This window comes from Flavihumibacter fluminis, assembly GCF_021491375.1.
GTDB lineage: Bacteria > Bacteroidota > Bacteroidia > Chitinophagales > Chitinophagaceae > Flavihumibacter > Flavihumibacter fluminis.
Map to the genome: position 1 here is coordinate 968,892 of NZ_JAKEVY010000002.1, position 18,349 is coordinate 987,240.

Genomic DNA, 18,349 nt, shown 5'->3' on the forward strand with positions numbered 1-18,349 from the left:
ATATTAAGGGTAAAGTTCAAAAAATTCAATTTCAGATCCCGCGAGTATTATTTTCTTTATATTTTTATTGTTGTTTAAAAAGTTGGTAGATGATATCGCTTTCTTAATATCATTTTTCAGTACATCAACAAGCTGATTACCTGACATCTTTTGATACTCTTGAAGTTGAATATTGGGATGGCCTGCAATTGGCATATTTTTCATTTTGCTCACTAATTCATATAGATCATTTGAACGGTTACTAAAGTAACCCATCGTTAAGTAAAACTGCGAGCTGGTTTCTGCAAGCCGAAAGACAACAATTTTCTCTGTTGTATCTGATGGGTTTGGTGATTTTATTTTATTTAACCATTGATTCAATGTTGGATAGGTTGAATCGGGAGGTAGTGGAGGAGGAGGTTCCTCATATTTTTTTGTGCTGGAAATCGGTTCAAGAACAAGCTGGTTATTCGTGTAATTGTTGCACGATACTAGCAGTGAGATTAGAAGAAATGTAATAATTAAACCATTGGGGTATTTTTGATCGACCATTTAGCACTGTTTAACCATTCAAGTACCACTGTTTAACCACTCCGGCACCGTTCATTAACTACTAATGAACCGCTAGTGAACCACTCTGGAATCGTTCCCAACCGCTCTGTCTGCAAATTAGAAGTAGAACACAATTCTGATTTGCTACTGTTATTTTACTCTTTTTTTTTGAAAATGAAAAGAAAATTTCCTTTGGTAAACAAGCTTTGGAGGGTAAAAGGAAAAGCCATAAGTTTCAGTTAATGAACTATTGGTTATTTGTCTGCTTCTTTTATTTTGGTTCTGTTTTGCCTTTGGTTGCTCAGCAGGAAAGGTATATGCCGCGCTATTCTTCCACCTTGCATACAGTGTTGAAGATGGAAGAAGTTCGGATAGGACGGACAGATCTGATCAATCGTTACGATTCAACCTTTCGGTTGGTAGATCACCTGATTGACCGTGCCCATAAGGAAATAAGTTTCAGTCCCGGTGAAAATTCAAATGCTGCTGCCAAGCTGGTCCTGAAAAATATACACGAATTATTATTGGATGAAGGTTTTATTTTCAATCGATCCAAAGGAAGCTTCTATGAATCATTGACACCTATCGCTCCTGATTCACCTGAAATTCCAAAATACCTGGGCAATCTTCGTCCGGCTGAGCGCCGTGCGGCAGCTAAACGTAAACCGGAAGCTTATTACCTGGCCGATTGTGACATCAGTGTGCTCTTGTATATGGCAATAGGTGAATTGCTGCAACTGCCTGTAACTGCAGTATGGCTTCCTAAACATATGATCTTACGATGGGAATTACCGGACAATAACATGCTGCTGGTAGAAACGCAAACTGGCAGGATTAGCAATAGCGAGGTTGCCTATCGTGAAAAATATCGTATCAGTTTAGCGGAAGAAGTAGCGTATGAATATTTTAAGCCCCTAGGACCAACTGAACTAAAAGGTTTATACAGTATGTTATTTGGTATCGATAAATGGATGTATCCTCCATGCAGCGACAGTGTTCGAGGACAGTTACTAGACCAGGCGCTGCAACTACGACCTGCGATGCCATTTTTACAGGTGATGTGTATCAATCACTGGCTGATAACAAATGATACAGCCCGATTTAATAAAGCATCCGAACTGGCAGCTACCTTACTGAAAATTACACCGCGACACAACTACTATCAATTGGTTCATGCCTATGCAGCCATTAAAACCGGTAAAGCCAGTGAAATGGTAGTACAGCTTGAACAGGAACTGCAGGCAAATCCTGCAAATGGCGCTATGGTTGATATGCTCGGTTATGCCTATCTGAAAACAGGCCAATCTGAAAAAGCATGTGAATTCTTCTCTAAAGCAAAGGTGCTGGGAATTACAGCGCATGCTGAAAAAGAGATCCAGTCTTTTATTGAGAAAAGTTGTAATTAGATACCCTTCTTGATTACGATCAAGAAATGAAATATCTATTCAAGCTGATCTTTGGGGGATTCAAAATTCTACTGCACATGAATGAAACTGAACTTGCCAGTTATTGGAATAATAATGCGCCTGCCTGGATTGAACTTTCACGGGCAGGATATGATATTTACCGGGACTATCTGAATACACCTGCTTTTTTTACTATCCTTCCGGATGTTAAAGGATTAAAGGGAATTGATATCGGATGTGGGGAAGGTCATAATACAAGGCTATTGGCAACAAAAGGAGCAATTGTGGATGCAATCGATATTTCATCCCTGTTTATTGAAAGTGCCATTAAAATGGAAAAGGAATATCCACTGGGGATTCGTTATACCGTTGCGAGTGCAACAAAACTTCCGTTTAATAATGACAGTTTTGATTTCGCTACTTCTTTTATGTGTTTGATGGATTTGCCTGATCAGGAGCAAGCGGTATCCGAAGCGTATCGGGTACTTAAGCCAGGAGGATTTTTCCAGTTTTCAATTGAACATCCCTGTTTCAAAACGCCGTACCAGAGAAAAGTGGAGAATGCGCAGGGAGATATCGCTTTTGAAGTGGGCAATTACTTTAAAAGCGCTAACGGTACTATTGAAGAATGGATTTTTGGTGATGCGCCGGATGAGTTAAAAAACCGCCTGCCAAAATTCCGCATACCCAATTTTCATCGAACCTTAAGTTGGTGGATCAATACCCTCATTTCGGTAGGATTCTCTATTGAGCTTCTTCACGAACCTTATCCTGATGAGGAGGCCGTTCTGAATAAGCCCAAGTTAAAAGCCGCCAGAGAAATTAGCTACTTTTTACAGGTGAGATGCAGAAAATAAACAGCCCAGCATCGCATAATCAAGGCAATTGGATTCGGATTTTACGAAAGGGTATAATTAATTTAATTTAAGAATTCATCTGGGCATTTTTATTGTCGTTCTGTATGGTATATTTAGAAAAAATTATTGACTAGCTGTTTTCAAATGACAAAGAGGCAAGTCGTCATACATTCGGGTAACTGTAAATTAAAAATTACAACAAACAAGCGCACTTTATTTAGCAGGATTATCATAACCTTACTATTTGTACTTTCAATTTTAAGTATTCTACTCTGGATTTATTTAAATATCAATAAAAAGTGGGATTATTTTGAATATCTCTCTTTCAGTATTATTTGCATCTTTTTATTTATACTGTCACAGCGAATGATTCATAATTCATCCTTTACAATTGAAAGCATATCGAATCAGTTCCTTATTAATGGTAAATATCTTCATAGTAACATGGATTCTAAAAGTTTGGTAGTTTACGAATATGCAGGAGAAACAATTATAAATTCAATAGGAAATCTATCGATTAAAATGGGTGGCCGGGAATATAAAATCTTTAATTCGGCTAATGAACAAACGATAAATGAGATTAAATCGGCTCTAAATGAATTTTTCGCTATCTCGTTAAATGTAGAAAAGAAAATTATTTATTAGTGTACCCTATTTTTTGATTTATAAACTGAATTCGATACGCACTTCATTCGTCTTATCCCCAAAACACCTATTTTAGCCCTTCGCAATTTATAGGTATGCAATCATTCGAACAGCTTTCTTCCCAATTCGGTAGTTTTTTTAACCAGGCACATTTTCCTGCGCAGCCGGAAAGCCTTTATCGTCCGGCGGAATATTTCCTGGGACTCGGAGGCAAGCGCGTGCGGCCGGTTTGCTGCCTCATGGGAAATGAACTGTTTGATGAAATCCTGCCCGATACCTGGCAGGTGGCCACCGCCATTGAACTGTTTCACAATTTCACCCTCATCCATGATGATATCATGGACAAAGCTCCCCTGCGTCGCGGGCTGGAGACCGTGCACATCAAATATGGTGAACCTACCGCGCTGTTAGCCGGGGATGTGATGCTGGTGGTTGCGTACGATTATCTCAACAAGGTCAAATCGCCCCATTACCACCGGCTGGTTTCTCTGTTCAATACCACCGCCAAAGAGGTCTGTGAAGGTCAGCAGCTGGATATGGATTTCGAAAAACAGGATACCGTTTCCCTGGATGCCTATCTTCACATGATCGAACTCAAAACCTCCGTGCTCCTTGCTGCCAGCCTCAAACTAGGCGCCATCCTCGGCGGGGCAGGAGAGGGCAATCTTCATCATATCTATGAATTCGGAAAAAACCTGGGCATCGCTTTCCAGGTGCAGGATGATTACCTCGATTGCTTTGGTGATCCCTCCAAATTCGGGAAACAGGTCGGAGGCGATATCCTCTCCAATAAAAAGACTTTTCTGCTGATTCGGGCGCTGGAAACTGCCCAGGGCAAAGACCAGCAGGACCTGCAGGCCCTCCTGCAATCCAACCCGCCTGATAAAGTACAACAGGTGCTCCGTATTTATAAAAATACAGGGGTCGACCAATGGGCCGTGCAACTCAAAAACCAGTTCATGGAGAAGGCCCTCCAGCACCTGGATGATATTGCCGTACTCAGCAAACGCAAGGAACCCCTCCGCCAACTGGCGCATTTCCTGGTACAACGCGATTACTGATCAACAGGAAATCCCTATATTGGCCCTTTAAAACCTAACGCTGCATGTCGAATTCTTTTTTCCGGAAAAAGTCGATTGAGAAAATTATTGCGGATCACGAACAGGGACTGGCCGATGATCACGGTCACGGTGGCATGCGAAAAGTACTGGGCGTACGGGATCTTACCCTGATGGGTATCGCGGCTGTAATTGGTGCCGGAATCTTTTCTACCATTGGCGCGGCAGCTTATAATGGAGGTCCGGGTGTGATCTTTCTTTTTATCATCACTGCCATCACCTGCGGTTTCACTGCCCTTTGTTATGCAGAATTTGCTTCCCGGGTACCAGTATCCGGGAGTGCTTATACCTATTCATATGTAACTTTTGGAGAGCTCATCGCCTGGATCCTGGGCTGGGCCCTGATCCTGGAATACAGTATCGGTAATATCGTGGTGGCGATCAGCTGGAGCTCCTATTTCAAAAATATCCTGGAGAATGTTTTTGGATTTGATTTGCCGGATCACCTGAGTGTCGGGTACCAGACCGCCAAGCATGCCTATGAAGCAGCCCTCGCGGAAGGTAAACCGGTGCAGGATATGATCTACGCAACCGCGCCAAAAATTGCCGGGATTCCATTTATTATCAACCTGCCGGCCTTTGTCATTGTGGTACTGGTAACCATGCTGGCCTATATCGGGATCAAGGAAAGTAAGAATACCGCCAATTTTATGGTGGGATTAAAAATCGCTGTACTGCTCCTGATCGCGGCTATCGGGATCTGGATCATCTTTACGGATGACCTCACAGGTAACTGGTCGCCTTTCCTGCCCAACGGCATGGCAGGAGTGCTTAAAGGTGTGTCTGCGGTTTTCTTTGCCTATATCGGTTTTGATGCTATCTCCACTACAGCAGAAGAATGCCGGGACCCGCAGCGCGATATGCCCCGCGGTATGATTTATTCGCTGATCATCTGTACGGTGATTTATGTAATCACTACCCTGGTGATCACCGGCCTTGTAAAGTACGAGAATTTCAAGGGTGTTACGGATCCCCTGGCATTTGTATTCGACAGCATCAATATGCAGAAGCTGGGTACATTTATCTCCATCTCTGCGGTGGTAGCAGCCACTAGTGTAATGCTGGTTTTCCAGATCGGGCAGCCCCGGATCTGGATGAGTATGAGCAGAGACGGATTGATGCCTAAATCCTTCGGTAAAATTCATAAAAAATACCAGACACCCTGGTTCGCGACCATTATTACCGGATTGGTGGTTGGTATACCTGTGCTCTTTGTGGATGATCTGCTGATGACGGATCTTACCTCCATTGGTACCTTGTTCGCTTTTGTGCTGGTGTGTGGAGGCGTGCTGATTCTGCCACGTATGGCGAATAAACCCGGACGTTTCAACCTGCCTTATATCAATGCGAAGTTTATCATTCCGGTAGTTGTATTGCTGTTTACGATTTTATTCTGGGAGCGGATACAGCTCGCCGTTAGTAACATCAACAATGAAGGGTACCAGGAAGTGTTGTTCCTCGTATTCATGGTGGTGGCCTGGCTGATCGCCGTATTTTCTTTTATCCGCAACTATTCCCTGATCCCGGTACTGGGCATGCTCTGTTGTTTGTACCTGATGATCGAGATCCCGGCCAAAAGCTGGCTGGTATTTTTCGGTTGGATGGCAGCCGGATTGCTGATCTATTTCCTCTACGGGTATCGCAAGAGCAAGCTGGCGGGAAGTTGATTATCTTTGCGCCATGAAATTTGAAGTGGGCGATAAAGTAGTAGTGCGACTTACCAATGAAGACGCGGAAGTAGTGGAAGTCATCAATGAACGGATGGTGATGGTTAATGTGCGGGGAGTGAAATTTCCTGCCTATACCGATCAGCTCGATTTCCCGTATTTTAAACAATTCTCCAAGCAAAAGCTGGTGCCGGAAAAGAAACCGGTTCCTAAAACCTATATTGATCAGGTCCCGACGGAGAAGATCAAACAACTTCCCAAACGTGATCCCAATGGCGTTTGGATTACGTTTATCCCGGTATTTGAGCAGGATGATTTTGGGGATGAAGTAGTGAGCCTGCTGAAAGTGCATCTTCATAACCAAAACGATGAGGGGTATTCCTTTACCTACAAATTGAATTATTTCGGAGAGCCTGATTTCGAGTTGAAGAACCAGGTATTGAGTCACCAGGATTTTTACCTGCACGATATTCCCTTCGCCAACCTGAATGATTCACCCTCTTATCATTTTGAATTCCAATTGCTGACACCGGTCAAAAACAAAGCACCATTTTACGAGGCTTCGTTGAAACTGAAGCCGAAGCAATTGTTTCAACGCATCCAGCAGTTGCAGGAGAAGGGGGAACCTACTTTTTCGTACCAGTTGTTCAAGACCTATCCTGATAAAGTAGAGGAGGAGAAGATGGAATTGGGCAAACTGGCTGCAGCCGGTTATAAAGTATATGAAGCAGCGAAGGCCCGGCAACATTTACCTCCTGCCCGTACGGTGGTGGATCTGCATATTGAAAAACTGACTGACAACTGGAAGAACATGAGCAATGCAGAGATCCTGCAATTCCAGGTGGATGAATTTGAAAAATATTACGAGCTGGCGCTGGCACATTACCAGCCCATGTTAACGGTGATACATGGCCTTGGTTCCGGTAGGTTGCGCGATGAAATTCATTCGCTGCTGAGACTCCGCAAGCCGGTGAAGTATTTTGTGAATCAGTATCATCCGAATTATGGATACGGGGCAACGGAGATATATTTTCAATACTAGAAAGTGAGATGTGAGACGTGAGATGTGAGAAGGTGTGTTGTTATCCTACACCGTCATAGGCGTTCTTCAATGCCGCCATATCAAATTTCTTCATTTTGAGAAAGGCGGCAGTTACGCGTTGAACTTTGGATGAATCCGGGTCGGACATATACTGCGCCAGGATGGAAGGTACAATCTGCCAGGATAGACCAAATTTGTCTTTTAACCAGCCACAGGGACCTTCTTCTCCTTCAAGAGTTAGGTTATTCCAGTAGTGATCAATTTCTTCCTGGGTATCGCAGTTGACCACAACAGAAACGGATTCATTGAATTTGAATTGAGGTCCGCCATTGAGTGCCATAAACTGCATATCATTCAGGGTGAATTCAACTACCATTGCGGTGCCTTCCGGCTTTTTGTGAAATTCAAAACCTTCTTTGCCATACCGGCTTATTTTACCAAGCGTACCATTCTTAAATATGGATAGGTAATGGTTGGCGGCTGCTTCTGCCTGGTCATCAAACCAGAGACAGATGGACATGGTTTGTTTGTTCATAGCTGCTTATTTTGACTGTATGCAATAGGAAGTGATCGATTGTATTTGCCCTTGCTCGTTAAACAGGTAGATATCACACCCATGTACAAAAGAAATACGTTGACCATTGCGAATAAATTCAGCGGTTCCTGTTACTGCAATTTTATTTTTCTCTTCAATTACCTGGAGCACTTCAAAATGGGTAGTAACGGATTTGAAATAAGCGGCCACCTGACTGCACTGTTTAATAATAGCCTGTTTGTTTTCATATGTATTTTCGCCCAGTACCACCCAGCGGGCATCTTCTGAGAGGTGATCATTGGTTTGATCAAATGCTCCTTTTGAAAATGCGATTGCGATAGCTGATTTAGTCATGGTGTTGATTTAAATGTTAAGCCTTCTTTTTTTAGCGCTTCTTTCAATTTAGGTAGGGAAGAGGGCCCTATGCCGTGCAATTGGAGTATTTCTTTTTCCGAGTGCAGGGAAAGATCTTTTACTGAATGGATGCCTGCCTGTTCCAGGGCTCTTCTGGCAGGAGCGCTTAGGATGGATTGAAATCCTTCCAGGGGTTTTCGTGCTGCTTCACAAATCGGGCAGGTGGGACAATCACTGGTTTTGTAGAATGAATGCCCAATAGAACAGGTTTTAAGTGATGCTATTGCCATGCTATTGTTTTCTTGGCATCTCAAATTTGGTTCAATCTATCCTATCTGAGCAGTTAGAAATACGACAGTTTCAAGGGTTGATCGCGACAGGCAAGCTGCAGGAAGAAATACACGCAGTAGTTGTATCGATAAGGGACATCGATAAGAAAAAAATCTTCTCTCCTGTAAGCCGGATTCTGTTCCCGGAGCCGGTTTCCCGGGCACCAGGCCGCTGCCATTTATCTGGCCGCACCATTACTGGGGCGATCTATCTGCCTACCCTCCGGCGTGAAAGCATTGCTGCTTTCTTGAACGGGCCGCTCTCGACCACCGGTTTACATGGCATTTCAGCATACAAGGTTTACCCGCATCATCCATTACTGGAGAATGCCGTAGGCTCTTACCCTACATTTTCACCTTTTCCCTCTTACGAGGGTAGTTATTTTCTGTGGCACTATCTGTGAATGGTTACCCACCCCCTGGCCGTTAGCCAGTGTATTGCCCTATGCTGTCCGGACTTTCCTCGATACGCCAAAGCGCACCGCGGCAGCGCGGAGAGAAGGGTACGAAGATAGCAATATCGGAGGAAAGGAAGAGGGAGGAAAGGAAGAGGGGCCATAGGAGACAAAGGAGGCATGGAGAAGGGAGACGGGAGGAGGGAGGAATGGAAGAGGGAGGAATCTTAACATATGGTAATTTATTTGCTCTAAATGCTGCTTAATTTACCTTGGTTCATCAATAAGAAATACATTAAATGCATCCAAGGCTGGCCAATTGGATTTCTCAGGGTAAGTACACGTCTTTTAATGGGCTCTCTATTTTTTATCGTGTATTGGGAGAAGGTCCTGCCTTGCTGATTTTACATGGTTACCCATTTAACGGATTTGATTTTGAAAAATTGATGGATTCGTTGGCAGAAAGGTTTACTATAATACTTCCTGACATGCCGGGGATGGGGTTTTCAGACAAGCCAGAGAACCACGAGTATAGCTTTGAGGAAATGGCGGATGTTTACTCAGCCGTATTAAAGGAACTCCAGACTACTGAAGTTCATATGCTTGCACATGATTTAGGAGACAGCGTGGTTCAGGAGTTACTCGCCAGAGACCAGGAAAAGACCAACCTGTTTACCATTCGAAGTGTTGCCTTCTTAAATGGAGGATTGTTTTCGGATGTTTATAGACCCAGACGGATGCAGGTTCTCTTATCAAAATCACCTGCTTTTTTAGGAAGTTTTATAAGTCGCAGTCTGACCAAAAAAATGGTGATACGTGCAACCTCCGAAGTTTTTGGTAAATACACAAAACCATCAACGGAATTGGAAGAAATCTTTTGGGATATTCTAAATTATAAAAATGGTAAGCGAATCACTTATTTGTTGGGGCGCCTGGTATTTGCAAAACTAAAATATCAGTCAAGATGGATTACTGCCATGCAACGTACAACTATTCCACTTTCTTTTATTAATGGGCCGGCTGATCCCAACTCCGGTATCCTTATGGCTAACCGATACATGGAACTGCTTCCAAATGGTAATGTATATCTGCTTGGTAAAAATATTGGCCACTGGCCACAAATCGAAGCTCCGGAAGAAACACTCCAAAAGTTTTATGATTTTCATTCCTCTCTCGAAAAATAATATCCAAATGAAACTTTTAATCATTTTGATGGGCCTTTTGAATGGACTTTTTATGTTAGCGGATGGGATATATGTAACCCTGAAGGGTAAATATATTGGTCCGGAAAAACCTGGCCCTTGGGCGGGCATTTTTCAAAAAATGAATATCGATGTGTTTAAAATGGGATGGGTATTTATTCTGTATGGTTTGCTATGGTTGATCTGGGTAATTGGTATATGGCAAAATAAAGACTGGGCTTTTTATTGGGGAATTGCTATCTGTGTCTTGACTTTATGGTATTTGCCAGTTGGGACTATTATATCAATAATTATTTTGGCGATTTTATACTTTAAGGAGCAGAAAATTCTAGGTGATTAACCGAAATTCCACAGGCTCTGTTTCCTTTCCATTGACAATAATGCTGAGTCGCTGGATGCCGGTATAGTATACACGTGTAGTAATGCGGCGGAAAGCATGACTGCGGGATACTTCAATGGAACTGTTTCCTGGAATTGTTTTCTCACTGATCTTGAAAACCTTCTTGCCATACTGTCCATTTTGGCGAAGAAAATACAAGGCATATTCCAATCGTGTTAAAACCGGTTTTTTGCTCTTATTGCTGACAGTACATTCAAAATTCAGTGATTCACCCATACGGAGTTTGCGGGTTTGTTGAAGTTTGCTTACTTCAAGATAACGTGCATCCAAACCATGTATGGATAATACATCGGCATCACCTTTTTTCAGCAAAGTGCGACAGGCATGTTTGATCAGGGCATCGGTTTCAGGGGACAATCCCTTCCACTTACGGGCAACTTCAAGAACTACAGATGGATTGTCTTTAGCGATATCATTCAGGTGATTGGCTACACTCCGGCGAACATATTCAGAAGGATCATTGCGTAAATTCTCCAGCAAGGGCAGTGCTGGGCGGGGATCTTTTTTGAAAGCAGGTAAGGCAATCGCCCAGGGCAAGCGGGGCCGGCTTCCTTCAGAGGCTAATCGTCTTACATGATGATTGCTATGTTTGGACCAGGCGATCATTCGTTTTAACATGGCATCCGGATACCGAATCAAAAAAGGCCTCACCGCAAACTCGCAACTGGTGATCGGTGTGATTTTTTCAAATAGAGCAACTGCCTGATCAAAATGATCTATGCCATATCGCTCTACATAATCCGGTAGAAACATCAGAGCCAGACTTCCACTTGGAAAACGAAAACCATTGAGCTGATCGGTCAGCTTATCAAGCACCAAAGCAGCCTGGGTAAAATCAGCAGGTAACTCACGGTGCAGCATATCCGCCGTATGCCGCATGCGATCCTTGAGTTCTTTTTGGTGCCAGTCGGGCGACTGAATCTTTTTAAGAAATCGTGCTGGCGAAAAGGTCGGTACTACCATCTTTACCTGCTTGCCAAATGCCTGGTAAAATTCTTCGGAATAGATATCCTTCAATAACGTGCTCATGCTGTAAAAATAGTGGCGGAATTGACAACCCTATGTCAGGAGCCAAATCAATATCTGGTAGTTATTTTTTCTATTGGTAAATACAATTTAACGGATCCGCTTTTTAGCCTAACTTGATCAAGATGCCCCATTTTCTGGCGATCACTGGTGATCAAATGCAGGTGTAAAAATGTATCATGATGTGTGAAAATTGTTTTGTGCTCTGTGGAGAAAAATCCAACGATATCAACAGACTGATCAGAAATCATATAATTGACATTGCCTTGATGAGCATCCTGTGGTGAACGTACAGTTGCTCCCTGGGGAAGATTCACAATATGAATAATCGCCTCCTCTGCTATACCGGAGAGTTTGAATAGAAAGGGGCGTGGTGCTTGTTTGGTTTGTTGATCCAAATATACTTCCAACGCCTCTATGGTTTGAATGGAAGGCGGCAGCATTATTTCCTGCCATGCTGGTATATGAGCATAGCCGAAAAAAGGAGCTTTAAGGTTAAATGTTTCCTCCACTCGCATGGCTGTTTGTGAAATCACAGTAGATTTATAGGACTTGCCATCAATAATCAGAATTTCACCCGATAAATATTCAACAGGACCTATTCCATAAAGGTGCTGTTTATCCGCAATGGTGTCCAGGGAAATCTTTCCTTTTAACTCTCCTTTCCACATAACATCTTTCATCTGTCCGACTAATTTTACCCGGCTCAACGGATCCTGTGCTAAAGAAGAAACAAAGGATGCCTGAATCAGTAAAATCAATAAGAAGCTGAATTGATATTTCATTTAATGCAATTTTTAAAGGATCAATCCCAACTGCCGGGACGAATCTTTTTTCGGGTAGCTTTCACGGTGCCTTTCTGTTTTTTGGATTCGATGCGCTTTTCATGTACGGCTTTGGAGATTTTGGTCGCGATCCGAGCTTTCTTTTTGACCAGGGCTTTTTCCAGCAAGTCCTGGAATTTGCGCAGCACGCGTTCTTTATTGCCAGACTGAGACCGCTCTTCCTGGGATTTCAATAAGATGCTGCCATCTTTATTCAGCAGGTGTTGCAGTTTTTGCAACACCAGTGCGCGCTGCTCATCATTCAGGGCAACCGATAGGGAAGGAATCCATCGCCCCTGGACCATGGTTTCCACCTTGTTCACATTTTGTCCGCCTTTGCCACCACTGCGGGCAGTTTGAAATTCAATTTCCTTGCTGATATCGGGTGCCATGGCGCTAAATTACTGCAAATAAATGGTGTGCCTATTTCTTCCAGTACAAGGCAATCGAAGCTGCCAGTTCCATCATCCAGGCAAGTCCCAGGTGCACCACAATGCCCCCGTAAATCGATTGCGAATAACAGGCAAAGATGCCGAGCAGCAGGCCACCAAAATACGAGGAGATACATTCCAGCATGGGTTTTCCGAAATGAATGGAACAGTAAAACACCGCCATCGGTAAAATAGCAGCCGGACCAATCCAGCGTGCTAACAAGACCACCAGGAACCCGCGAAAGAACAATTCAATGGTAAAAAAATCAGACCCGTAGGCCAGTTGAAAAGCGATTTTTTGCCAAAGTGATGGGGCAGGGGCAGCATTCAATTGAAGCAATTTCATTTTGGGATAGGTCTGCAAGAAATCAGCCTGTGTAGCAGCAAAACTCACCAGCGGAATAATTACTGCCAGCATGATCAGGTAGGGTGTCCAGTTAACGCCTGCCAGCTTCAAACCGGTTGCGGAAGCAAACCCGGTCAAGCGACCATAAAGTATTGTGTAGATCAGGATCAGTATACTAACAGTTACGACTAATCGAATTGGCCAGTTGATTAGTACATTGATGCGATGACCTTCTATACCCGGGCGGGCTGCCTGCACCCATTCCTGCCATCCGCCCATCCCTGATTTCAGGGCAAATACGAGGGGGGCTAAGGCAATTATCAAAATCAATGCGGGATTCCAGTTGAAACCCGGTACCAGCAGCCAATAGAGCAGATAGGGAAGTGTAAACGCCAATGCATAAACGAAGTAAAATCCGAGTACGCGTTGTGGGCGCGTTGGTAAGTTATAAATCCACTGCTTCTCCCAGCCCCAGTAATAATTACCTGTAATCAACAGCGCGGTAATCAGGGTGCAAATCAGGAAATGTGGTTTGTTTAATTGCGCGAAGTATTCTGAGATATAATTGAATAACATAGAGAAAGATCAATTAATTAATTATACACTTGTGATAAAATTTATATATTCAGGAATAGAAATCCGAATAAATCGAGAAATTCTCAGGTTACGGCAGATTTGAAAGTAGCATATTAAAAATTATGTTGCTTATGAAAAATGTTCGGAAATCAGCTCAAGTCCTTAGCTGCGCGGTACTACTGGTTACATTTACCTGCTGTTTGAACGCTCAGGCGCAAAAGAAAAAAACAGCAAAAGTTACAAGTTCTGACAGCCGACTGGCTGAAATAAACAAGTTGGTGGGATCCGATTCTGCTAATCTGGTGGAGATATTTAAAGACATCCATGCGAATCCCGAATTGGGTTTTATGGAAACACGAACTGCTGCTATTGTTGCCAAAGAACTGCAGGCGGCTGGTTACGATGTTAAAACAGGTATAGGTATTACAGGAGTGGCAGGCATTCTGAAAAATGGGGAAGGGCCCATAATCATGTGGCGGGGTGATATGGATTGCAATGCAGTAAAAGAAACTACCGGTCTGCCGTATGCGAGTACAAAAGTAGTGAAGCGTGAGGATGGATCTGAATCACCGGTTATGCATGCCTGTGGGCATGATGCACATGTAACCTGGTTGATTGGGTTGGCACGGGCCATGGCACAAATGAAAAATGCCTGGAAGGGAACCTTCATTGTAGTAGGGCAACCAGCAGAAGAACCCATTTTAGGCGCAGAGGCAATGGTCAAAGATGGGCTTTATACAAAACATGGCATTCCCGAGCCAGATTATTTACTTGGTATTCACAGTGCCCCTGTACCAGTTGGTGTGGTAGCCATTGCAAGTGGTGTGCGTATGGCGGGCACAGATCAGATTGATGTTGTGTTTAAGGGGATAGGCGGACATGGAAGTAATCCGCAATTGAGCAAGGACCCTATTGTGATGGCAGCGGCAGCTATTATGCAGTACCAGGTGATTGTGAGTCGGGCGGTTGACCCTCAAAAAGCAGCTGTTCTTACTGTAGGTAGCGTGCAGGCAGGTAGTGATAACAATGTTATTCCTGCAACTGCACTGATAAAAATCAATTTGCGCTGGTTTGATGAGGCTGACCGAAACCTGATGATTGAAGGAATCAAAAAAATTAATGAGGGCATAGCGCACAGTTATAATCTACCCAAAGAATTGTATCCTGAAATGAAGATGAAGGGATTCGCCTATCCTTTGGATAATGATACGACGCTAACTGCAGCAGTATTGACAGGAGTAAGAAAATTGCTTCCTGATAATCAGATTCTTCGTGAAAAGCAGTTGCCTGCCGTTATGGGTTCGGAAGATTTTCATCACCTTGTTATTCATAATAATAGAAAAGTGTATTGCTATTACAATGTAGGCATAGCGAATCCAGCTGTTTTTGCACAGGCCATTAAGGATGGGAAAGCACTTCCCTTTAACGCACACAACGGTGATTTTCAGGTTGACCTGGCTGGTATTCCATTGGGCACCAAAGTAGCTATACTTGGCGTTTTGGAAGCATTTCAGCTAAAAAAATGAAACAAATCAGGATTGGAAGCTTTCCTGCATAATCTGTAGCAGGTTGCTGTCGATCATTTTCTCCGCCAATGTAATCATGTTGGAAAAGGCCCTGGACTGAGAGATTCCATGGCCAATAATAACCGGCTTATTCACACCCAGAACAGGTGTGCCACCATAGTTTTCAAAATTGAAGCGATCAAAGTATTCGTGGTGAATGCCTTTGCGATCTGTGATCTCGTAAATAGATTCAGCCAGCTTCAGGATAATATTTCCGGTAAAACCTTCGCATACCATTACATCCGCTTTATCCAGTAACACATCGCGGCCTTCGATATTACCAACAAAATTGATCGCGGTATTTTCCTTTAAGAGGGGATAGGTAGCCTGGGCCAGCAGATTGCCCTTGCCTTCTTCTTCGCCGATATTAATCAGCGCCACCCGGGGATTATCAACACCCAGGATATGCTTTGCATACAGTGAACCCAGCAGCGCGAACTGGTTCAGGTTTTCTGGTTTGCAATCGGCATTCAGGCCGACATCCAGTAACAAACCGGTACCACCATTTTCTTTTGGAATAATGGTGGAAATGGTAGGCCTTAATACACCTTCCATCGCTTTGAGGGAATAAACTGCGCCTACCAGCATCGCTCCGGTATTACCTGCACTGATAAAGGCATCAATAACGCCTTTGCCCAGGTATCCGAATCCAATAGCAATGGAAGACTGTTGTTTTTCTTTCAGCGCTTTGGTCGGATGTTCATGCATCCCGATTACTTCAGGAGCATGCACAATTTTAACCGCTTCCAGGGGAATATTGTATTCCTCCAGCAGCGGTTGGAGCTGAGCTTCATCGCCGAATAAAAACAGGTTCGCCGGAGAAGTCGTGCCAGACAGATACAGTTGCAAACTTTTTACCGCTTCTAACGGTGCAAAGTCTCCACCCATCATGTCCAGACCGATTTTCATCTCCGGCAAATCGTTTGTATTGTATACAGGTTAATTACTTCTTGATGGGCGCTTTCTCGCTCACCAGCTTACCCTTGTAGAACAATTTTCCTTCACTCACATGCGCACGGTGACGTACATGCAGTTCACCAGTAGTGCTATCTGTGCTGAGTGTAGCGGCTGAAGCCTTGTAATGCGTTCTTCTTTTAGCACTACGTTGCTGTGAATGTCTGCGTTTCGGATTTGGCATCTCTCAACAATTTATAAATACAAAAATCAATTATCCAGGTCCTTAAATTTTTCCAATCCTTTCCAGAGCGGATTGGTACTCTCTGACTGGTTCTCCTCACCGGTTTCCATCTTCTTCAGAATAGCCAGGGCTTCCTGGTTACAGTAGGGATGACTTCCCGCTTCGGCAGTGTCACACATGGTTTGCATAGGTAAACTCAGCAGCAAGAATTCATAAATCCAGTCGGCTACATGCAAATGACTTTCGCCTCTTGAGATATAGTACACATCCGGATCTTCTTCCTGCTCGTTCATCTCTTCGGGATTGTCTACCAGTTTCACCACAATATTAAACTCATCCAACAGATTCCAGGGTAAACTGTTACTCCCGCACCGATCGCAAACCACTTCTGCTTTTCCTCCGATCTCGAACTTCAGCAACATGAATCCATTCTTCTTATCCAGCGACAGTTTCACCTGCGCGGCGCAATTCCTGAATTCGGTTGACTGATACGCTTCAAAAAAGCGATCGCCGATCTCGTACTGATACTCATGAATCCCGGGCTTCAGTCCCACAAAAGCGATATCAAATTCCCGTCTGCTACTCATGACTACCTTTTTAAAAGGTTGGCAAAGGTAATAAAATATTCCAGATTAAACGGGAAATTTTTAAAGGAATCCCGTAATTTCGTCGGCGTATCCAAAAGTACTTTTTTCACAGGCATGAATGCACGTATTAACATATTTGGTGCTTACCTGGCCTTCCTCCGGTCTGCCTGTGCTAATATTCCCTGATCCCCGTGCGCCAGTAGTTTCTTTTTATTCAAGTGATCCGGTGACCCTGGCGTTATCCCCCTATTTTTTATTGTTTTCACTGATTTCCATTAATTCATACATTAAACTTCCTTGTAATGAAGAATGTTGCTGTTATTGGTCTCGGTAAGGTTGGTTCCCTCGTTGGGACCCTGCTGAGCGATGTTTTCACAGTTACCGGTTTTGATCGTCAAAAGCCGGCTACTGAAGTTCCTTTTGATGTGGTTACCGGTTCGGTTAATGATGCCGATCAACTGCGTTCCTTCCTGGCTGATAAGGATGCCGTAGTATCCTGTTTGCCTTATAACCTGAACCTGCCTGTTGCCCAGGCTGCGCATGCACTGGGTATTCATTATTTCGATCTTACAGAAGATGTGCCTACCACAACCGCGATTCGCGAAATGGCCAAAACTTCCAAAGGTGTGATGGCTCCTCAGTGTGGTCTGGCACCTGGTTTTATTGGTATTGTGGGAGCAGATTTGTACAATCGTTTTACCAAGCTGCGCGATGTGGAACTGCGCGTGGGAGCGCTTCCCCGCTATCCAAATGGCCTGATGGGCTATTCCTTTACCTGGTCGCCCGCTGGTGTAATCAATGAGTATATCAATGATGCTGAAGTGATCCATAATGGTCAGCGCAAAATGGTGCCTTCCCTGGATGGTATTGAGATGATCAATATCGAGGGACAGGAATTCGAAGCCTTTAGTACTTCCGGTGGTTTAGGTACCATGTGCGAAACCCTGGCTGGTAAAGTTGATACCCTGAACTACAAAACCATGCGTTATCCGGGGCATGCCAAGCTGATGCGCTTCCTTTTATATGAACTGATCCTGAAAGAAAAGCGTGAACTGGTGGAGCAAATCCTGACGGAAGCAAAACCTCCTGTCCGCGAAGATGTTGTATATGTATATGCGGTAGTGGAAGGATGGAAGGGTGATCAATTGGCCCGCGAAGAATTTTACCAGGCCTATCATCCGATCCTCATTCATGGTAAAGAATGGAGAGCCATCAGCTGGACAACTGCTGCTTCTGTTGCTGCCGTAGTTGAAATGGTGGCGAATGGCACCCTGCCAAAACAGGGTTTCATCAAGCAGGAAGAAATTCCATTTGATGCCTTCATCAAAACCAAAAATGGATCGCTGTACCTAAACCACGAATCCGCGAAATAACC

20 protein-coding genes and 1 other RNA gene are annotated in these 18,349 nt (G+C 43.8%); 9 read left to right on the plus strand and 12 right to left on the minus strand.

Features of this window, described 5'->3' with window-relative positions; translation table 11 throughout:
- Nucleotides 1–3: 3 nt before the first annotated feature.
- Nucleotides 4–531, minus strand: coding sequence for a hypothetical protein (locus L0U88_RS10445; protein ID WP_234865995.1), 528 nt, complete (start codon nt 529–531; stop codon nt 4–6).
- Nucleotides 532–773: 242 nt separating this feature from the next.
- Between L0U88_RS10445 and L0U88_RS10450 the strand changes: the two genes are divergently transcribed.
- The 5 genes from L0U88_RS10450 (at nt 774) to L0U88_RS10470 (ending at nt 7,266) form a co-directional block, all read left to right on the plus strand.
- Nucleotides 774–1,937, plus strand: a complete 1,164-nt coding sequence (locus tag L0U88_RS10450; RefSeq protein ID WP_234865996.1) for a tetratricopeptide repeat protein — start codon at nt 774–776, stop codon at nt 1,935–1,937.
- A gap of 77 nt (nt 1,938–2,014) precedes the next feature.
- On the plus strand, nt 2,015–2,794 hold the full coding sequence (locus L0U88_RS10455; protein WP_234865997.1) for a class I SAM-dependent methyltransferase: 780 nt from the start codon (nt 2,015–2,017) through the stop codon (nt 2,792–2,794).
- A 740-nt stretch (nt 2,795–3,534) separates the two neighbouring features.
- Complete coding sequence (locus L0U88_RS10460; protein WP_234865998.1) at nt 3,535–4,500, plus strand: polyprenyl synthetase family protein; 966 nt, start codon at nt 3,535–3,537, stop codon at nt 4,498–4,500.
- A 44-nt stretch (nt 4,501–4,544) separates the two neighbouring features.
- The gene (locus tag L0U88_RS10465; protein WP_234865999.1) at nt 4,545–6,224 is read left to right on the plus strand and encodes an APC family permease; all 1,680 of its coding nucleotides are present in this window, start codon (nt 4,545–4,547) and stop codon (nt 6,222–6,224) included.
- A 13-nt stretch (nt 6,225–6,237) separates the two neighbouring features.
- Complete coding sequence (locus L0U88_RS10470; RefSeq protein ID WP_234866000.1) at nt 6,238–7,266, plus strand: Smr/MutS family protein; 1,029 nt, start codon at nt 6,238–6,240, stop codon at nt 7,264–7,266.
- A 40-nt stretch (nt 7,267–7,306) separates the two neighbouring features.
- Here L0U88_RS10470 and L0U88_RS10475 read toward each other — a convergent pair whose 3' ends face one another.
- The 4 genes from L0U88_RS10475 to rnpB all read right to left on the minus strand — a co-directional run bounded on the left by L0U88_RS10475 (nt 7,307) and on the right by rnpB (nt 8,987).
- Nucleotides 7,307–7,801, minus strand: a complete 495-nt coding sequence (locus tag L0U88_RS10475) for a VOC family protein (protein ID WP_234866001.1) — start codon at nt 7,799–7,801, stop codon at nt 7,307–7,309.
- 6 nt (nt 7,802–7,807) lie between these two features.
- Nucleotides 7,808–8,155 (minus strand): nuclear transport factor 2 family protein, encoded by a 348-nt coding sequence (locus tag L0U88_RS10480; protein ID WP_234866002.1) that lies wholly within the window; start codon nt 8,153–8,155, stop codon nt 7,808–7,810.
- Complete coding sequence (locus L0U88_RS10485; protein ID WP_234866003.1) at nt 8,152–8,445, minus strand: RNA polymerase alpha subunit C-terminal domain-containing protein; 294 nt, start codon at nt 8,443–8,445, stop codon at nt 8,152–8,154. The genes L0U88_RS10480 and L0U88_RS10485 overlap by 4 nt, the downstream gene beginning before the upstream one ends.
- A gap of 149 nt (nt 8,446–8,594) precedes the next feature.
- Nucleotides 8,595–8,987, minus strand: an RNA gene (rnpB, locus tag L0U88_RS10490) — RNase P RNA component class A.
- A 191-nt stretch (nt 8,988–9,178) separates the two neighbouring features.
- On the opposite strand from rnpB, the gene L0U88_RS10495 reads away from it, so the two are divergent.
- Both L0U88_RS10495 and L0U88_RS10500 read left to right on the plus strand, forming a co-directional pair.
- Nucleotides 9,179–10,063, plus strand: a complete 885-nt coding sequence (locus L0U88_RS10495) for an alpha/beta fold hydrolase (protein ID WP_234866004.1) — start codon at nt 9,179–9,181, stop codon at nt 10,061–10,063.
- A 7-nt stretch (nt 10,064–10,070) separates the two neighbouring features.
- Entirely contained in the window at nt 10,071–10,421 is a 351-nt protein-coding gene (locus L0U88_RS10500; protein ID WP_234866005.1) for a hypothetical protein, read from the plus strand.
- Here the strand turns inward: L0U88_RS10500 and L0U88_RS10505 are convergent.
- From L0U88_RS10505 to L0U88_RS10520, 4 genes are read right to left on the minus strand one after another with little or no spacing between them, the layout of a single operon-like run.
- Nucleotides 10,410–11,510 carry a DNA alkylation repair protein gene (locus L0U88_RS10505; protein WP_234866006.1) on the minus strand — a complete coding sequence of 367 codons (1,101 nt, stop codon included), beginning with the start codon at nt 11,508–11,510 and terminating at the stop codon, nt 10,410–10,412. The genes L0U88_RS10500 and L0U88_RS10505 overlap by 12 nt on opposite strands.
- 47 nt (nt 11,511–11,557) lie before the next feature.
- A complete protein-coding gene (locus L0U88_RS10510) occupies nt 11,558–12,292 on the minus strand; it encodes an acetolactate decarboxylase (RefSeq protein ID WP_234866007.1) in 735 nt (244 codons plus the stop codon).
- Between the two features lie 20 nt (nt 12,293–12,312).
- Complete coding sequence (arfB, locus tag L0U88_RS10515; RefSeq protein WP_255723035.1) at nt 12,313–12,723, minus strand: alternative ribosome rescue aminoacyl-tRNA hydrolase ArfB; 411 nt, start codon at nt 12,721–12,723, stop codon at nt 12,313–12,315.
- A 31-nt stretch (nt 12,724–12,754) separates the two neighbouring features.
- Nucleotides 12,755–13,684, minus strand: a complete 930-nt coding sequence (locus tag L0U88_RS10520) for a CPBP family intramembrane glutamic endopeptidase (protein ID WP_234866008.1) — start codon at nt 13,682–13,684, stop codon at nt 12,755–12,757.
- 131 nt (nt 13,685–13,815) lie between these two features.
- Between L0U88_RS10520 and L0U88_RS10525 the strand changes: the two genes are divergently transcribed.
- The gene (locus tag L0U88_RS10525) at nt 13,816–15,210 is read left to right on the plus strand and encodes an amidohydrolase (RefSeq protein ID WP_234866009.1); all 1,395 of its coding nucleotides are present in this window, start codon (nt 13,816–13,818) and stop codon (nt 15,208–15,210) included.
- Nucleotides 15,211–15,216: 6 nt separating this feature from the next.
- Here the strand turns inward: L0U88_RS10525 and plsX are convergent, their stop codons facing one another.
- From plsX to L0U88_RS10540, 3 genes are read right to left on the minus strand one after another with little or no spacing between them, the layout of a single operon-like run.
- Entirely contained in the window at nt 15,217–16,158 is a 942-nt protein-coding gene (plsX, locus tag L0U88_RS10530) for a phosphate acyltransferase PlsX (protein ID WP_234866010.1), read from the minus strand.
- A 34-nt stretch (nt 16,159–16,192) separates the two neighbouring features.
- The gene (gene rpmF / locus L0U88_RS10535) at nt 16,193–16,387 is read right to left on the minus strand and encodes a 50S ribosomal protein L32 (RefSeq protein ID WP_234866011.1); all 195 of its coding nucleotides are present in this window, start codon (nt 16,385–16,387) and stop codon (nt 16,193–16,195) included.
- A gap of 26 nt (nt 16,388–16,413) precedes the next feature.
- Entirely contained in the window at nt 16,414–16,974 is a 561-nt protein-coding gene (locus L0U88_RS10540; RefSeq protein WP_234866012.1) for a YceD family protein, read from the minus strand.
- Between the two features lie 302 nt (nt 16,975–17,276).
- Here L0U88_RS10540 and L0U88_RS10545 point away from each other — a divergent pair, with 302 nt between their 5' ends.
- Nucleotides 17,277–18,347 (plus strand): saccharopine dehydrogenase family protein, encoded by a 1,071-nt coding sequence (locus L0U88_RS10545; RefSeq protein ID WP_234866013.1) that lies wholly within the window; start codon nt 17,277–17,279, stop codon nt 18,345–18,347.
- The last annotated feature ends 2 nt before the right edge of the window (nt 18,348–18,349 follow it).

What these genes read in the sequence shown, in the direction of transcription:
- L0U88_RS10445 (WP_234865995.1), bottom strand. Translation starts at nt 531, where the DNA reads ATGGTCGATCAAAAATACCCCAATGGTTTAATTATTACATTTCTTCTA.
- L0U88_RS10450 (WP_234865996.1), top strand. Translation starts at nt 774, where the DNA reads ATGAACTATTGGTTATTTGTCTGCTTCTTTTATTTTGGTTCTGTTTTG.
- L0U88_RS10455 (WP_234865997.1), top strand. Translation starts at nt 2,015, where the DNA reads ATGAATGAAACTGAACTTGCCAGTTATTGGAATAATAATGCGCCTGCC.
- L0U88_RS10460 (WP_234865998.1), top strand. Translation starts at nt 3,535, where the DNA reads ATGCAATCATTCGAACAGCTTTCTTCCCAATTCGGTAGTTTTTTTAAC.
- L0U88_RS10465 (WP_234865999.1), top strand. Translation starts at nt 4,545, where the DNA reads ATGTCGAATTCTTTTTTCCGGAAAAAGTCGATTGAGAAAATTATTGCG.
- L0U88_RS10470 (WP_234866000.1), top strand. Translation starts at nt 6,238, where the DNA reads ATGAAATTTGAAGTGGGCGATAAAGTAGTAGTGCGACTTACCAATGAA.
- L0U88_RS10475 (WP_234866001.1), bottom strand. Translation starts at nt 7,801, where the DNA reads ATGAACAAACAAACCATGTCCATCTGTCTCTGGTTTGATGACCAGGCA.
- L0U88_RS10480 (WP_234866002.1), bottom strand. Translation starts at nt 8,155, where the DNA reads ATGACTAAATCAGCTATCGCAATCGCATTTTCAAAAGGAGCATTTGAT.
- L0U88_RS10485 (WP_234866003.1), bottom strand. Translation starts at nt 8,445, where the DNA reads ATGGCAATAGCATCACTTAAAACCTGTTCTATTGGGCATTCATTCTAC.
- L0U88_RS10495 (WP_234866004.1), top strand. Translation starts at nt 9,179, where the DNA reads ATGCATCCAAGGCTGGCCAATTGGATTTCTCAGGGTAAGTACACGTCT.
- L0U88_RS10500 (WP_234866005.1), top strand. Translation starts at nt 10,071, where the DNA reads ATGAAACTTTTAATCATTTTGATGGGCCTTTTGAATGGACTTTTTATG.
- L0U88_RS10505 (WP_234866006.1), bottom strand. Translation starts at nt 11,510, where the DNA reads ATGAGCACGTTATTGAAGGATATCTATTCCGAAGAATTTTACCAGGCA.
- L0U88_RS10510 (WP_234866007.1), bottom strand. Translation starts at nt 12,292, where the DNA reads ATGAAATATCAATTCAGCTTCTTATTGATTTTACTGATTCAGGCATCC.
- arfB (WP_255723035.1), bottom strand. Translation starts at nt 12,723, where the DNA reads ATGGCACCCGATATCAGCAAGGAAATTGAATTTCAAACTGCCCGCAGT.
- L0U88_RS10520 (WP_234866008.1), bottom strand. Translation starts at nt 13,684, where the DNA reads ATGTTATTCAATTATATCTCAGAATACTTCGCGCAATTAAACAAACCA.
- L0U88_RS10525 (WP_234866009.1), top strand. Translation starts at nt 13,816, where the DNA reads ATGAAAAATGTTCGGAAATCAGCTCAAGTCCTTAGCTGCGCGGTACTA.
- plsX (WP_234866010.1), bottom strand. Translation starts at nt 16,158, where the DNA reads ATGAAAATCGGTCTGGACATGATGGGTGGAGACTTTGCACCGTTAGAA.
- rpmF (WP_234866011.1), bottom strand. Translation starts at nt 16,387, where the DNA reads ATGCCAAATCCGAAACGCAGACATTCACAGCAACGTAGTGCTAAAAGA.
- L0U88_RS10540 (WP_234866012.1), bottom strand. Translation starts at nt 16,974, where the DNA reads ATGAGTAGCAGACGGGAATTTGATATCGCTTTTGTGGGACTGAAGCCC.
- L0U88_RS10545 (WP_234866013.1), top strand. Translation starts at nt 17,277, where the DNA reads ATGAAGAATGTTGCTGTTATTGGTCTCGGTAAGGTTGGTTCCCTCGTT.